The organism is Acidovorax sp. GW821-FHT09B03, from assembly GCF_059418305.1.
On the sequence record NZ_JBWKPP010000001.1, the window covers coordinates 1 to 15,273 of the forward strand.

At 67.4% G+C, this 15,273-nt stretch carries 12 protein-coding genes; 2 read left to right on the forward strand and 10 right to left on the reverse strand.

The window, feature by feature from the left end:
• Positions 1-186: 186 nt before the first annotated feature.
• The 8 genes from gshB to AC07PA_RS00040 form a co-directional block, all read right to left on the reverse strand.
• Positions 187-1,146, reverse strand: coding sequence for a glutathione synthase (gene gshB / locus AC07PA_RS00005; RefSeq protein ID WP_494604116.1), 960 nt, complete (start codon positions 1,144-1,146; stop codon positions 187-189).
• Positions 1,147-1,230: 84 nt separating this feature from the next.
• Positions 1,231-2,418, reverse strand: coding sequence for a benzoate/H(+) symporter BenE family transporter (locus AC07PA_RS00010; protein ID WP_007851222.1), 1,188 nt, complete (start codon positions 2,416-2,418; stop codon positions 1,231-1,233).
• A 77-nt stretch (positions 2,419-2,495) separates the two neighbouring features.
• Positions 2,496-4,364 carry a potassium transporter Kup gene (locus tag AC07PA_RS00015; RefSeq protein ID WP_035202579.1) on the reverse strand — a complete coding sequence of 623 codons (1,869 nt, stop codon included), beginning with the start codon at positions 4,362-4,364 and terminating at the stop codon, positions 2,496-2,498.
• Between the two features lie 199 nt (positions 4,365-4,563).
• Complete coding sequence (gene gshA, locus AC07PA_RS00020; RefSeq protein ID WP_007851219.1) at positions 4,564-5,859, reverse strand: glutamate--cysteine ligase; 1,296 nt, start codon at positions 5,857-5,859, stop codon at positions 4,564-4,566.
• A gap of 96 nt (positions 5,860-5,955) precedes the next feature.
• Entirely contained in the window at positions 5,956-7,422 is a 1,467-nt protein-coding gene (locus AC07PA_RS00025) for a TrkH family potassium uptake protein (RefSeq protein WP_494604113.1), read from the reverse strand.
• Positions 7,423-7,438: 16 nt separating this feature from the next.
• Entirely contained in the window at positions 7,439-8,893 is a 1,455-nt protein-coding gene (gene trkA, locus AC07PA_RS00030; RefSeq protein WP_007851217.1) for a Trk system potassium transporter TrkA, read from the reverse strand.
• Positions 8,894-8,962: 69 nt separating this feature from the next.
• The gene (locus AC07PA_RS00035; RefSeq protein WP_494604111.1) at positions 8,963-10,243 is read right to left on the reverse strand and encodes a glutamate-5-semialdehyde dehydrogenase; all 1,281 of its coding nucleotides are present in this window, start codon (positions 10,241-10,243) and stop codon (positions 8,963-8,965) included.
• A gap of 138 nt (positions 10,244-10,381) precedes the next feature.
• Positions 10,382-11,953 carry an RCC1 domain-containing protein gene (locus AC07PA_RS00040; RefSeq protein WP_494604109.1) on the reverse strand — a complete coding sequence of 524 codons (1,572 nt, stop codon included), beginning with the start codon at positions 11,951-11,953 and terminating at the stop codon, positions 10,382-10,384.
• Between the two features lie 279 nt (positions 11,954-12,232).
• Between AC07PA_RS00040 and AC07PA_RS00045 the strand changes: the two genes are divergently transcribed.
• Positions 12,233-12,514 (forward strand): hypothetical protein, encoded by a 282-nt coding sequence (locus AC07PA_RS00045; RefSeq protein WP_007857523.1) that lies wholly within the window; start codon positions 12,233-12,235, stop codon positions 12,512-12,514.
• A gap of 12 nt (positions 12,515-12,526) precedes the next feature.
• Here AC07PA_RS00045 and holA read toward each other — a convergent pair whose 3' ends face one another.
• Positions 12,527-13,582 (reverse strand): DNA polymerase III subunit delta, encoded by a 1,056-nt coding sequence (gene holA / locus AC07PA_RS00050; RefSeq protein ID WP_494604107.1) that lies wholly within the window; start codon positions 13,580-13,582, stop codon positions 12,527-12,529.
• Between the two features lie 234 nt (positions 13,583-13,816).
• Between holA and rocF the strand changes: the two genes are divergently transcribed.
• On the forward strand, positions 13,817-14,770 hold the full coding sequence (rocF, locus tag AC07PA_RS00055; RefSeq protein ID WP_494604105.1) for an arginase: 954 nt from the start codon (positions 13,817-13,819) through the stop codon (positions 14,768-14,770).
• A 2-nt stretch (positions 14,771-14,772) separates the two neighbouring features.
• Here rocF and AC07PA_RS00060 read toward each other — a convergent pair whose 3' ends face one another.
• On the reverse strand, positions 14,773-15,273 hold the full coding sequence (locus tag AC07PA_RS00060) for an LPS-assembly lipoprotein LptE (protein WP_007857526.1): 501 nt from the start codon (positions 15,271-15,273) through the stop codon (positions 14,773-14,775).

Below are 15,273 nucleotides of genomic sequence, written 5' to 3' on the forward strand. Positions count from 1 at the left end.
GCAGTCAGCTCTTGTCAGCGCAGCCTTAGATTGTATACCGAGAAATCAGCGACTTTTCTAAAACTACCGAAGTTTTTTCAAACCCCGCCTCCGTCTGCCCAGAACCTCCAAAGAAGGAAAGGACCTCCGTGCAGCGAAGCCCTCGACTATAGCATGAGTTTTGGGGCTGCCGGGGGAGTTGCCGACTTATCGCGCGGACAAGGCAGCCAGGGCCGCCTCCAGTGCATCGATGAACAGGGCTGCCACGTCGCAGCCGGTCTGGTCGAAGATCTCCTGGAAGCAGGTGGGGCTGGTGACGTTGATCTCGGTGACGCAGTCACCGATCACATCGACACCGGCCAGCAGCAGGCCGCGCTCCTGCAGGATGGGACCCAGGGCATTGCCGATCTCCCAGTCGCGCTCGGACAAGGGGCGGGCCACGCCCTTGCCGCCAGCGGCCAAGTTGCCGCGCACTTCGGTTCCCTGGGGAATGCGCGCCAGGCAATAGGGGACCGGCTTGCCGCCAATGACCAGCACGCGCTTGTCGCCTTCGGAGATCTGGGGCAGGAATTTCTGCACCATCACGCTCTCGGCGCCATCCTTGTTCAGCGTCTCGATGATGCTGCCCAGGTTCAGGCCGTCCGGCCCCACGCGGAAGATGCCCATGCCGCCCATGCCGTCCAGCGGCTTGAGGATGATGTCCTTGTGCTCGGCGTGGAAGCTGCGGATGTCTGCCGGGTCGCGCGTGACCAGGGTGGGGCCGATGAACTGCGGGAACTCCATGATCGCCAGCTTCTCTGGGTGGTCGCGCAATGCCCGGGGCTTGTTGAACACGCGCGCACCATCGCGCTCGGCCTGTTCCAGCATGTGGGTGGCGTAGAAGTATTCGCTGTCGAACGGCGGGTCCTTGCGCATCAGCACCGCGCCGAAGTCGGCCAGCACGGCAGTGCGCACGGGCTGCTCGGTGTACCAGTCGTCCGGGTGGCCGGTGAGCACGATGTCGCGCACGCGCGCCGTCACCTTGCCGCCGCGCTGCCAGCTGACGTCCTGCGGGCCGCACACCGTGATCGTGTGACCACGGCGCTGGGCCTCGCGCATCATGGCGAAGGTGGTGTCCTTGTAGATCTTGAAGCTGGCCAGCGGGTCGGCGATGAAGAGGATTTGCATGGACTGGAAGATGGATGGATGTGGAAAAGACCGGCGCCCCATGGCCAGGGAGGGCTTCTCTATATACAGAGGGGAAGGAAGCCGTCAGCCGCCCTGGGTGCGCGTACGCCCGTACTGTTGCACAAATAGCGCAAGGCTGCCTGCGACCACGCCCCAGAAAGCCGAGCCCACGCCCGCCACCACCACGCCGCTGAGCGTGACCAGGAAGGTGATGAGCGCCGCCTCGCGGTGCCCCTCCTCGCGCAGCGCAGTCGCCAGGCCATTGCCGATGGTGCCCAGCAGGGCCAGCCCGGCGATGGCGGCGATCAGCTCCTTGGGAAAGGCGGTGAGCAGGCCGGTGATCACCGCGCCAAAAATCCCGATCACCACGTAGATGGCTCCGCAGGACACGGCGGCCGTGTAGCGGCGTGCACGGTCCTCATGGGCTTCGGGCCCCATGCACATGGCGGCCGTGATGGCGCTGAAATTGAGGGCGAAGGCTCCGAAGGGTGCCAGAACCAGGGTAGCGAGCCCCGATAGCGTGAGCAGGCGCGAGACCGGCAGCGGGTAACCCGATGCACGGATGACCGCCACGCCAGGCAGGTTCTGCGAGGCCATGGTCACCACGAACAGGGGGATGGCCAGGCTCACCAGGGCCGACAGGCTGAACTGCGGCGTGGTCCAGACCGGCACCGCCAACGAGAACTGAACGGCCGACCAGGCCATCTGCCCACGCAGCGCCACCCAGGCGATGCCTACGGCCAGCGTGAGCACCACGGCATAGCGCGGCAGCAGGCGGCGACCCAGCAGGTAAGTGCCCAGCATCAGCAGCACCAGGGGCAGTGCGGTCTGCGCCGCTGTGAAGGCCTGGATGCCGAAGCGCGCCAGCACGCCGGCCAGCAGCGCGGCCGCAATCTCCATGGGAATGCGGTTCATGATGCGCTCGAACCAGCCGGTGATGCCGCACAGCGTGATCAGCACGGCACTGACCATGAAGGCACCGACGGCCTCGGCCATGCTGAAGCCACCGGCCAACCCGGCGGTGGCCAGCACCGCCGCGCCCGGCGTGGACCAGGCGATCATGACCGGCATGCGCAGGATGAGTGATGGCACCAGGGAGCACAGCCCCATGCCCAGCCCCAGCGCCCACATCCAGGACGTGATCTGCCCCGGCGTGGCGTGGAAGGCCTGGGCCGCCTGGAAGACGATGGCCACCGAGCTCGTGAAGCCCACCAACACCGCCACGAAGCCCGCGGTGAAAGCCGACAGGCTCAGGTCTTTGAAAAACTGCATGGGCAGGATTCTGCATCGCGCACCGAAGCGGTGCACGGCGGGGGCTATCGGCCCCGCAGTCCCCTGCCCCAGGGGCGTCAGATCTCGATCTTCGAGCCCAGCTCCACCACCGCATTGTTGGGCAGGTGCAGGAAGTCCGCAGCGCCACTGGCATTGTGGTGCATCTGGGCGAAGAGTTTCTCGCGCCAGGGCGCCATGCCGCTGCCGATGGTGGGCACCACGGTATCGCGCGACAGGAAGTAGCTCGTGGTCATCGGCTCCATGCCGCAGCCCCGGCCGCGCAGTTGCTCCAGCGCGCGTGGCAGGTCCGGATCGTTCTTGAAGCCGTAGTGCACCACCACCTGCCAGCAGTCATGGCCCAGCGCATCCACCTGCAGGCGCTTGTCCATGCCGATCCAGGGCACCTCATGGCTCTTGACCGTCACGAACAGGTTCTGCTCGTGCAGCACCTTGTTGTGCTTGAGGTTGTGCAAGAGCGCATTGGGCACGACACCCGTCTCGGCCGTGAGGAACACTGCCGTGCCTTCCACGCGCGTGGGCGGGCTGATGAACACCGACTCCAGGAAGTCCTTGAGGTCGATGGCATCGGCGCGCAGCTTGTCGTTGACCAGGTGGCGCCCTTGCTTCCAGGTCATCATCAAGGTGAAGACGACCCCGCCGATCATCAGCGGGAACCAGCCGCCCGCGAACAGCTTGAGCAGGTTGGAGGCAAAGAAGGCCAGGTCCACCACGAAGAAGCAGCCCGTGGCGGCCACGCACAGCGCCAGAGGATAGCCCCAGCCGTAGCGGATCACGAAGAAGGTCAGCGTGGTGGTGATCAGCATGTCCAGCGTCACCGCGATGCCGTAGGCAGCGGCCAGGTTGCTCGACGAGCGGAACATCACCACCGCGAGCACGATGGCCACGAACAGGCCCCAGTTCACGAGCGGCATGTAGATCTGGCCGGTATCGCGCACGCTGGTGTGCTGGATGTTCAGGCGCGGCAGGTAGCCGAGCTGGATGGCCTGCTTGGTCACGCTGAAGGCGCCCGTGATCAGCGCCTGCGAGGCGATCACCGTGGCCATGGTGGCCAGCACCACCAGGGGCAGCAGGGCCCAGCTGGGGGCCATCATGAAGAACGGGTTCTTCACGGCCTCGGGCTCGGCCAGCAGCAGGGCGCCCTGGCCGAAGTAGTTGAGGACGAGTGCCGGCATGGCCACGCAGAACCAGGCCAGGCGGATGGGCCGCTTGCCGAAATGCCCGAGATCGGCATACAGCGCCTCGGCCCCGGTCACGCACAGCACCACAGCGCCCAGGATGATGAAACTGGTGCCTGGATTGGCCCACATGAAGCCCAGGGCGTAGTGCGGGCTCATCGCCCAGAGAATTTCGGGGTGGGTGACGATGTGGGACACGCCCAGGATGGCCAGGGTAGCGAACCACACCAGGGTGATGGGCCCGAAGAACTTGCCGATGCCGCTGGTGCCGCGCTTTTGCACCAGGAACAGGCAGAACAGCACGACCAGGGTCAGCGGTATCACGTACTGCTTGAAGTGCGGAGAGACCACCTCCAGCCCTTCCACCGCCGACAGCACCGAGATCGCCGGTGTGATGACCCCATCGCCGTAGAACAGCGAGGTGCCGAAGATGCCCACGCCCAGCAGCAGGCCGCGCAGGCGGGGTTTGTCCTTCACGGCCTGGGAGGCCAGGGCCAGCATGGCGATCAGCCCGCCCTCGCCGTTGTTGTCGGCGCGCAGCACCAACACCACGTACTTCAGTGACACGATGACCGTGAGCGTCCAGAACAGGATGGACAGGATGCCGTAGATGTTGTCCTGGGTGAAGGGCACATGCCCCGACCCGAAGACCTCCTTGACCGCATACAGCACGCTGGTGCCGATATCACCGTAGACAACACCGATGGCGCCCAGCGTGAGCGCTGCGAGCGAGGATTTGGAGCTTTGCACTGACCGCACCCGGCACACGTGGCTGCCGGGGTTCCGTTACTTTTGGGAACGCTATTGTGCTCCTGCGGTGGTGCAGCGGCGCACCAGCCCGGGGCATGTTGCAACGCAGCAACTGCCCTCTGGCGCCCCGTTGGCAGACGTGGCAGGCAGGTGTGTGGGGCCTGTTGGCCCGCCTTCCACCCTCTTTAGAGAGGGCACCTCAGTCGTAGACTTCGGCGTCCGGATTGGTGGCTTCGAGCTCGTAGCTGGCAGCGAGCATGGCCAGGCGAGCGACCACGCCGTACATGTAAAAGCGGTTGGGTGCGCTCACGCCCGGGCGCATGCCCGGCTGGGGCATGTGCGTGCTGTGCTCGAAGGCCAGGGGCACAAAGCTCGCGCCCGGTGCGTTCAGGTTCTCGTCGGTGCCGCGCTCGGCGTGCATGCGGTAGAAGCCGCCCACCACGTAGCGGTCCATCATGTAGACCACGGGTTCGGCCACGGCATCGTTCACGCGCTCCTGGGTGAGCACGCCCTCCTGGATGATCACGTCGTTGACCACCTGACCGTCCTTGATCACGGCCATCTTGTTGCGCGTCTTGCGGTTGAGCGCGTCGAGCTCCTTGGCGTCGCGCACCGTCATGATGCCCATGCCGTAGGTGCCGTTGTTGGCCTTGACGATCACGAAGGGCTTTTCGTTGATGCCGTATTCCTTGTACTTGCGGCGCACCTTGGTGAGCAGGGCGTCCACATTCGTCTGCAGGTTCTCCATGCCTGCACCTTCGGAGAAGTCCACATCGCCGCACTGGCTGAACATGGGATTCACCAGCCAGGGGTCGATGCCCAGCATCTTGCCGAAGCGCTTGGCCACCTCCTCGTAGTTCTTGAAGTGGGTGCTCTTCTTGCGCACGCTCCAGCCGGCGTGCAGCGGCGGCAGCAGGTACTGCTCGTGGATGTCTTCCAGGATGCCCGGTGCGCCCGCCGTGAGGTCGTTGTTGAGCAGGATGGTGCAGGGGTCGAAGTCCTTGAGCCCCAGGCGGCGCTTGGTGCGCACCACGGGCTCCAGCGTCACCGTGTCACCATTGGGCAGCTCGATCAGGGTGGGCTTCTTGATCTCGGGGCTGATGGAGCCCACGCGCACGTTGAGCCCGGCCATGTTGAAGATGCGCTGCAGCTGCACCACATTCGACAGGTAGAAGGTGTTGCGCGTGTGGTTCTCGGGAATGATCAGCAGGTTGCGTGCCTCGGGGCAGATCTTCTCGATGGCGGCCATGGCGGCCTGCACGGCCAGCGGCAGCATCTCCTTGGTCAGGTTGTTCCAGCCGCCGGGAAACAGATTGGTGTCCACCGGGGCCAGCTTGAAGCCAGCATTGCGGATGTCCACCGAGGTGTAGAACGGCGGGGTGTGCTCCATCCACTCCAGGCGGAACCAGCGCTCGATGGCGGGCATGGAGTCGAGCACACGCTGCTCGAGTTCGTTGATCGGCCCGGTCAGGGCCGTGATGAGGTGCGGAACCATGGAAAACCTTACGTGGAGGCGGGTCTATTGCGGTGGCAGGCCATTGTAGGGTGGGGGCGTGACCAATTGTTCGCAAGCCCGCCCGGCGGCTTTCTTTCACCGCCGCCAGAACGACGGCGTCAGCAGCGCCATGAAGCTCAGGATCTCGAGCCGCCCGAGCAGCATGGCGAGGGTGCAGACCCAGATCTGAAAATCGGTGAGCACCGAGAAATTCGACGCCGGCCCCACGCTGCCCAGGCCGGGCCCGGCGCAGTTGACGCTGGCCAGCACCACCGAGAAGGCGGTCACCGGGTCCAGGTCGGTCAGCAGCAGCACCATGCTCAGCCCGAAGACCGTGCCACCGTACACCAGCATGAAGGCCAGCACCGAGAAGATCACGCGGTTGTCCACCACGCCGCCGCCCAGGCACACCGGCTGCACTGCGCGCGGGTGCACCAGGCGGTTCATCTCGCGGCGCGCCTGCTTGACCAGGATGAGCATGCGCACCATCTTGATCCCGCCACCGGTCGACCCGGCACTGGTGGCCACACCCGACAGCAGCAGCATGAACACGGGCGCGAACACCGGCCAGGCCAGGTAGTCCACCGTGGCATAGCCGGTGGTGGTGGCCAGCGATATGGTGTTGAACATGCCATGGCGCAGTGCATCGAGCGGCGCGTACACCCCCTTGGCCCAGAGCAGCAGCGCCACCACCAGCCCGCCGCCGGTCAGCGCGAACAGCGTGGCGCGCAGCTCCGGGTCGCCCCAGAAGCCGCGCCAGTGCCCCTTGCGGAAGGCCACGAAGTACAGCGCGAAGTTGCAGCTGGCGACCAGCATGAAGAAGATGCAGATGGCTTCGAGCAGTGGCGACTGGAAATGTCCGAAGCTCGCATCATAGGAAGACAACCCCCCCAGGCTCACCGTGGTGAACATGTGCATCAGCGCATCCAGCGGCGCCATGCCGGCGAGCCAGTAGGCCAGGCCGCAGGACACGGAGAACAGCGCATACACGCCCCACAGCCCCTTGGCCGTGCCCGTCATGCGCGGCGTGAGCTTGGCGTCCTTGAGCGGGCCGGCGGCTTCGGCCTTGAACAGCTGGCTGCCGCCTACACCCAGCAGTGGCAGCACGGCCACGGCCAGGACCAGGATGCCCATGCCCCCCACCCACTGCAGGAAGGTGCGCCACACGTTGACCGACACCGGCAGCGTGTCGAGCCCGCTGAGCACCGTGGAGCCGCTCGTGGTCAGGCCCGACACGGCCTCGAAATAAGCGTGCGTGAACGACATGGGGCGCCCGATATAGTGCCCCGCCAGCATCAACGGCAGCGCCGCGGCCAGTGGCAGCAGCATCCAGACCAGCGACACCAGCATGACCCCGTGGCGCGGCTGCAGCTCATGGCGAAAGTGGCGCAGGCGCCACCAGAGCCAGGCGCCGGCCATGAAGGTGGCGCCCATGGCCTGTGGGTACACATACCAGATGCCGTCGCGCGTCCAGAGCGATACCGCCAGCGGCAGCCCCATGGTCAGCGAGAAGATCATGGCCAGGATGCCCAGCACGCGCAGGACGGGGAACATGTCCACCATGGTGTTCAGTGCTGCGTCAGAAGAACGTGGCGCTCACGCGAAAGAGCTTCTCCACTTCGCGCACCAGCCGCTTGTGCGGCAGGAAGAACACGACGTGGTCGTTGCTCTCGATCACCGTGGAGCTGCGCGGGATGATGACCTGGGGCTCGCGCAGGTCCTCGGGCGAGACGTCGGGCGAATCTGGCAGGCCGCGCACGATGAGCCCCATGTGCACCTCGCCGGGCAGCTGCAGTTCGCTGACCTTGCGGCCCACCACGCGCGAGCTCTTGCGATCGCCACGTGCCACGATCTCCAGTGCCTCGGCCACGCCGCGGCGCAGGCTGTGCACGGCCTGGACGTCGCCCTGGCGCACATAGGCCAGCAGCTCGCCGAGCATGGCTTGCGCGGGCGACAGCGCAATGTCGATCTGCGTGCCGTGCATCAGGTCGGCATAGCTGCGCCGGTTGATCAGCGCCAGCACCCGGCGCGCGCCCATGCGCTTGGCCAGCAGGCAGGACATGATGTTGTTCTCGTCATCGTCGGTGAGCGCAAGGAAGAGGTCGATCTCCTCGATGTTCTCGTCCCCCAGCAGGTCCTCGTCGGTGGCATCGCCCTGCAACACCAGGGTGTCGGCAGGCAGCAGGGAGGCCAGCTCGGTGCAGCGCTGCATGTCGCCCTCGATGATCTTCACGCGAAAGCGCCCACCCTGTTTCGCCAGCTGTCGCGCCAGGCGCAGACCCACGCGCCCGCCACCGGCGATCATGATGCGGCGAACGGGCTGCACGGCCGTGGCGCCGCGCCGGTGCAGGGCCGCGAGCACGTACGCAATGTGCTCGCTGGCCGCAAGCACGAAGACCTCGTCGCCCGGCTCGATGCGGGTGGTGCCGTCACAGGCCACGAAGCGGTCGGGCTCGTCGGGAAAGCGCCGGTAGATGGCCACGATGCGCACCGCCACGTCGGGCGCGCCGGCCCGCAGTTCGGCAATGGTGTGGCCCACCATGGGCGCCCCGGCCCGTGCGCGCACCGAGGCCAGGCAGGCCCGGCCGCCCGCGAACTCACGCACCTGCATGGCCTCGGGGTACTCGATGAGCTTGCCGATGTAGCGGGTCAGCGACTCCTCGGGGCAGATGATGCGGTCCACCGCAAAGCCTTCGGGGCCAACCAGCCGCTCGTCATCGTCGAAGCCCGAGGAGCGCACGCGCGCGATGCGCGTGGGGATGCTGAACAGCACCTGCGCGATCTTGCAGCACACCAGGTTGGTCTCGTCCTGCGCGGCGCAGGCGATCAGCAGGTCGGTGTCGTGCGCACCGGCCTCGGCCAGCACCTGCGGGTCGATGCCGCTGCCGACCACACCGCGCAGGTCGAAGCGCGACTCCAGGTCGCGCAGGCGCGCAGCATCGGTGTCGATGACGGTGATGTCGTTGCGCTCGGAGACCAGGCTCTCGGCCACGCTGTGGCCGACACGGCCGGCACCCAGGATGATGATTTTCACGGGGGAATGATGGGTACAGGCGGCGGGCGCGTCAAGCCGGCTGCCGCACGCGGCAGCCGGGGCGGGGGATCAGCCGCGCACCTCGCCTTCGCCCAGCACCACGTACTTGAGCGAGGTCAGGCCCTCGATGCCCACGGGGCCGCGGGCATGGAACTTGTCGGTGCTGATGCCGATCTCGGCGCCCAGGCCGTACTCGAAGCCATCGGCAAAGCGCGTGCTGGCATTGACCATGACGCTGGCCGAGTCCACTTCGCGCAGGAAGCGCTGGGCGTGCACGTGGTCAGTGGTGAGGATGGCGTCCGTGTGGTGCGAGGAATAGTGGTTGATGTGCGCGATCGCCTCGTCCACGCCCGCCACCACCTTGATGCTGATGATGGGCGCCAGGTATTCCTCGGACCAATCCTGCTCGGTGGCATCGACCAGCCTGGCGCCGGCCACCGGGGCCAGCAGCGCGCGGCTTTCGGAGCACACGCGCATCTCCACGCCCTTGGCGGCATAGACGGCACCGATCAGCGGCAGAAATTCGGCGGCCACGCCGCGCGCAACCAGCAGGCCCTCGCTGGCATTGCAGGGGCTGTACTTCTGGGTCTTGGCGTTGTCGGCCACCTTGACGGCCATGGCCACGTCGCAGGGGTCGTCCACGTAGGTGTGGCAGTTGCCGTCCAGGTGCTTGATCACGGGCACCTTGGCATCGCGGCTGATGCGCTCGATCAGGCCCTTGCCGCCGCGCGGGATGATCACGTCCACGAACTGCGGCATGGCGATGAGCTGGCCCACGGCCTCGCGGTCGGTGGTCTGCACCAGCTGCACCGCGTCCTGCGGCAGGCCGGCCTCGGCCAGCGCCAGCTGCACCAGGCGCGCCAGCGCCTTGTTGGAATCGATGGCTTCCGAGCCGCCGCGCAGGATGCAGGCGTTGCCGCTCTTGATGGACAGGCTCGCAGCCTCGATGGTCACGTTGGGGCGGCTCTCGTAGATCATGCCGAACACGCCGATGGGCACGCGCATCTGGCCCACGCGGATGCCACTGGGCTGCTGTTTCATGCCGATGATCTCGCCAATCACGTCGGCCATGGCCGCCAGCTGTTCACAGCCCTCGGCACAGGTGTCGAGTACCTTGGGCGTGAGCTTCAAGCGATCCACCAGGGGTTCAGCCAGGCCGGCAGCACGGGCGCGTTCCAGGTCGCGGGCGTTGTCCACCTGCAGTGCGGCGGTGTGCTCGCGCAGCAGGCGCGCCAGGGCGCGCAGGGCCTTGTTCTTGACAGCGGCCGGCGCGCGCGCCATGAGGGCGGAGGCGGCCTTGGCCTGGGATCCGAGGGTGTGCGTGTATTCAGCCACGTTGAGCGCGTTCATGGCCCCGATTCTCGCAGAAGCGCCCTGCCCCTGCGCACCCCAGGGAAGGCATGCCGGCAATGCCGGGAGGGAGGTGCCGGGTTCTCCGCCAGCCGCCTCCCTGGCGGACCGGCGATCCCGGCACCCGCCCACAGGCACTCAGTTGAGCGTGTGCACCACCCGGTAACGCCCCGCCCGCACCATCTCCGCAGCGGCCGAGGCATCATCCCCCACACCGTACCCCACCACCAGCTGCACGCCTTCCAGCCCGCTGAAGTTCAGGCCCGAGGCAATGCGCACCGGCACCGTGCGCGGCAGCGCACCCGACAGGTACGCCGGGAAGGCACCACCCGTGTACTGCGCCCAGCCGTTGGAGCCCAGGAACAGCACGGTCGAGCCCGCAAAGGCCGCCACGTACACGCGCCCGGTCTTGCCCCGGTGCAGCGTGGAGACCGTGGCTCCGACGTCCAGTGTCACGTTGCTCAGGGGGCCGGTCTGGCTGCCCGCGAAGGTGCCGCTGGCATCGCCCACCCGCCCGGCATCGAAGGCCGCTCCATTGCCGCCCATCACGCGCACGGGAGCCGTGGTCTTGTCGGTGCCACCCAGGTTGGTGCCCTTGCCCCAGATCCAGACGCTGCCGTCGGTGCCGATCACGCCCGAGATCGCCGAACCCGCCGCCGCGGCAACCACGGGCGGCAGGCCCGCGATGTGCGCGATCTTGGGCACTTCGGTGGAAGGGTTCACCAGGGTGCCGTCGCCCAGCTGGCCGGCGGCATTGACGCCACAGGCATGCACCGCACCATCGGCATCGACGAACAGGGTGTGGCCGTCGCCCGGCTCGATCTGCTGGATGCGCGTCAGGCCCTGGACGGGGGAGATGTCGATCAGGGCGAAGCCGCCGTTCTGGATGCCTTTTTGGCCGCAGTAGGTGGCGTTGGTCGAGGCCTGGCCCCAGACGGCGACGCTGCCGTCGTTCTTGAGGGCGTAGTACTGGCCGGCGATGTTCATGGAGGTGGAGGCCACGGCCTGCACGCTGCCCAGGGCGTCGATCACGACAGGGGCGGTGGCGGTGCCGGCCACCGGGGCCAGGGCCTTGTTGCCGTTGGAGCCCCAGGCGAGGACCTTGCCGTCCTGGCGCAGTGCCAGGGCGGCGGCGTCCGAGGCGCTCACGGCGACGGCGCCCTGGGCACCGGCCACCAGGCGGGGCACGGGGTTGCCGCCGGGGCTGGTCTGGCCCGTGCCCAGCAGGGCGGTGCTGTTGCTGCCCCAGGCATAGACCTGGCCGGCTGCGTCGGTGGCGAAGGCGGCGGCGGTATCGGTGCCGGCGTTGATGCTCACGATGTTGCTCAGGCCGTTGATCTGCACGGGCACGCTGGTGCCATTGCCCCCGGTGCGCCCGCCGGAGTTGTCGCCCCAGGCCCAGACGCTGCCGTCGGCCTTGAGCGCCAGCGAGAACGAGCCGCGCGCCACCACCTGCACCACGTTCTGCAGCGCGGGGATCTGCGTGGGCGTGGTGCGGGTGGCGGTGTTGCCCAGGCCCAGTTGGCCGCTGCCGCCGTAGCCCCAGGACCAGACGGTGCCGTCGGCGCGCAGCACCAGCGCGTGGTCGTAGCCCATGGAGATGGCCGGCTGCACTGCGTGCGCCGAGGTCATCGCAAAGGCACTGCACAGTGCGGCAGCGCCCAGGGCTGCGGCCGTGCGGAAAGTCTTGTTCTTCATCAGGTACTTCATCGGTTCTCTCAGTAATTCGGTCAATCGGAAATCAAACAGGTAAACACCTGGAACCCATGGAGGGCTCCATGAACCAGCGGTGTCCGCCGTGCCGCCATCTGTGTGTGATGCATGGCTGCGAACCGCTTGGCCGCGAGTCTGACGGCGGCCGGCTTTGCAAACAATGGTGTGCAGCGCAGGCCGGCGGGCAGGGCGTGAACTTGTGCACGAAGCCGGCACGCAAAAGTGCACGGCCGTGCTGCTGCCGGGCCGCCAGGGCCTTTCGCGGATACTTGGGGCATGGCAGCCGAACACGACCAACTCACCACATTGCAAGCCGCCCTGGCGCGTTTCAGCGAGGGCGCAGCCAGTGCCGCGTCCTTGAGCACGCTGGCGCGCGGACAGGCCGACCTGCTCGCGGCCCTGCCGCCGCGCTACAGCGAAGTCCTGCTGAACCTGCTCGACCGGCTCGAATCGAGCGCGCTGTTCTCCGAGGAGAGCTGCTCGTTCAGCCAGAAGGACCTGGTGGCCAACCTGCAGATGTGGGTGGACAAGGCGCGCGGCACGCTGGACGCGCGCTGAACGCAGTGCGGGCTACTTTGCCGAACTTGTCAGCCTGCACAGCTGCAGCGCCAGGCGCTGCAGGGCCTGCCAGCCATCGGTAGGCCAGTCGGGCACCTTCAGGCCCTTGACGATGCCGTCCACCGTGTGGGCCGACTGCAGCAGGCGCGCCAGCGCCGCGTCGCTGGCCTTGGGCAGGATGCGCTCGAACAGGCGCTCCTTGGGCCCCCAGATGCGGTTCTCGCGCAGGGCCATGGGCAGCGGGCGCCCGGCGTTCATCGCGTCCTTCACGCGCTTCAGGGCGCGTATGTCCTCGGCCAGCGCCCAGTGCACCAGCACCTCGGCCTCGCCCTCGGCCTGCAGGCCGTCGAGCATGCGCTGCACGCGCCCGGTGTGGCCGCCCAGCACCGACTCGGACAGCTTGAACACGTCGTAGCGCGCCACATTGAGCACGGCCGCTTCGACCTGGGCCTGGGTCAGTTCGCCCGGTGGGTGCAGCAGCGCGAGCTTCTGGATCTCCTGGTGGGCGGCGAGCAGGTTGCCCTCCACGCGGTCGGCAAAGAACTGCAGCGTGCGCTGGCCCTCCTCGCCCGCCACCACGCGCTGGCCCTGGGTGGCCAGACGCTGGGCGATCCACTGCGGCAGCATGCCGCGCTCGATGGGGTCGATCTGGATCGAGGTGCCGTTGCCCTCCAGCGCGGCGAACCAGGCGCCCGTGCGCGTGGCCTTGTCCAGGCGCGGCAGCATCACCAGGGTCAGGGTGCTGTCGTTGCTCCGGGCGGCCTCGGCGATCTGCTGCAGCGCCACGCTGCCATCCTTGCCCGGCTTGCCCGACGGGATGCGGATCTCCACGATCTGCTTGTCGGCAAACAGGCTCAGCGAGCCCCCGGCAGCCAGCACGGCGCTCCAGTCGAAGTGGGCGCCCGCTACCGTGTACGAGCTGCGCTCGGTATAGCCCTGGCTGCGCGCCGTGGCGCGGATGGCGTCGGCCGCCTCCTGCTGCAAAAGCGCTTCATCGCCATGCAGCACATACAGCGGCGACAGGCCCTTTTGGAGGTGGGGGGAGAGTTGGGCCAGGGCGACTTGCATGGTGCAAAGTCTAAACGCGTGGCACGCTCCCCTGCGACCTCCCGGCACGGTGCAGAAAGCCTGCGCCGTACCAAATGCCAACAAGGTCGTACAAATTGATCAATCTTTGGCAAGAATTGCACAGGCTTTTGGCTTTCCATTGCCCGCGCGCCGACCCACAATAACGCCCTGCATGGCCGTGGCGCTACCCGCGTTGCAGCAGCAGCCCATTCCCCCTCACAAAGGCACCCACGCATGACCATCCTCCCTGCAACGCACCCTGCCGCCAGTCTGATCGGCGCGCCCACCGACATCGGTGCCGGAGCCCGCGGCGCGTCCATGGGCCCGGAGGCCTTGCGCGTGGCGGGCTTGCAGGCGGCGCTGGAGCGCCACGGCCTGCAGGTGGCAGACCGCGGCAACCTGAACGGCCCGGCCAATCCCTGGCTGCCGCCGGTGGACGGCTACCGCCACCTGCCCGAAGTGGTGCAGTGGAACCAGCTGGTGTTCGATGCCGTGCATGCCGAGCTGCAGCAGGGCCGCCTGCCCATCCTGCTTGGCGGCGACCACTGCCTCGGCCTGGGCAGCATCAGCGCGGTGGCACGCCATTGCGCCGAGACGGGCAAGACGCTGCGCGTGCTCTGGCTCGACGCCCATGCCGACTTCAATACCAGCGCCCTCACGCCCAGCGGCAACGTGCATGGCATGCCCGTGGCCTGCCTGTGCGGGCTGGGACCGATCGAACTCACGGGCCTGGCCGGCATGCCCGATGGCGGCCCGGCCCTGCGGCCGCAACAGGTGCGCCAGATCGGCATCCGCAGCGTGGATGCGGGCGAGAAGCGCCTGGTGCACGAGCAGGGGCTGGAGGTGTTCGACATGCGCGCCATCGACGAGATCGGCATGCGCCAGGCCATGCAGCAGGCCCTGGCCGGCATGGACGAGAACACCCACCTGCACGTGAGCTTCGACGTGGACTTCCTGGACCCGGGCATTGCCCCCGGCGTGGGCACCACCGTGCCCGGCGGCCCGACCTACCGCGAGGCCCAGCTGTGCATGGAGATGATCGCCGACAGCGGCCGCCTGGCCTCGCTGGACATCATGGAACTGAACCCGGCCCTGGACGTGCGCAACCAGACGGCCGAGGTGGCCGTGGACCTGGTGGAATCACTCTTCGGAAAAAGCACCCTGATGCGGGTGCCCCCGCTGAAGTAGCCTCAGCGCTTCACGACCGCCAGGCGGCGCAGCAATTGCTGCACGATGTCGGTCTGCATGTTGCGGTACAGCAGGGCCTCTTCGGCCTCCTTGGCCAGGGCGATGGTTTCGTTGTAGCTGATGTCGCGCTGCTGCAGCAGCTCGGTCTCGGGCAGGAGTTCTGCGCCATTGGCACCGCGCACCCGGAACTTCACGCGCAGCCGCAGTTGCAGTTCGCGCACCTGGCCCGAGGCGTTCTGCCCCACGACCACGCGCTCGCGCTGCTCGGACAGCAGCTCCAGCCCGACCTGGGCCTTGGGCAGGTCCGCCATATCGCGCAGCACCGTGAGCTTGCTGCCCGAGCCGTCCAGCGTGCGCTGCAGCTCGCGCGCCAGCGTGGAGCTGGGGGGCGCGGCGATGAACAGCACGTCGAACGAGAACTCGGGCACGCCACGCAGGCGAAAACCGCAGGCGGTGAGCAATGCGGCAGGTGCCGCCATGAGCAGGGTGCGCTTGGTCAGCAT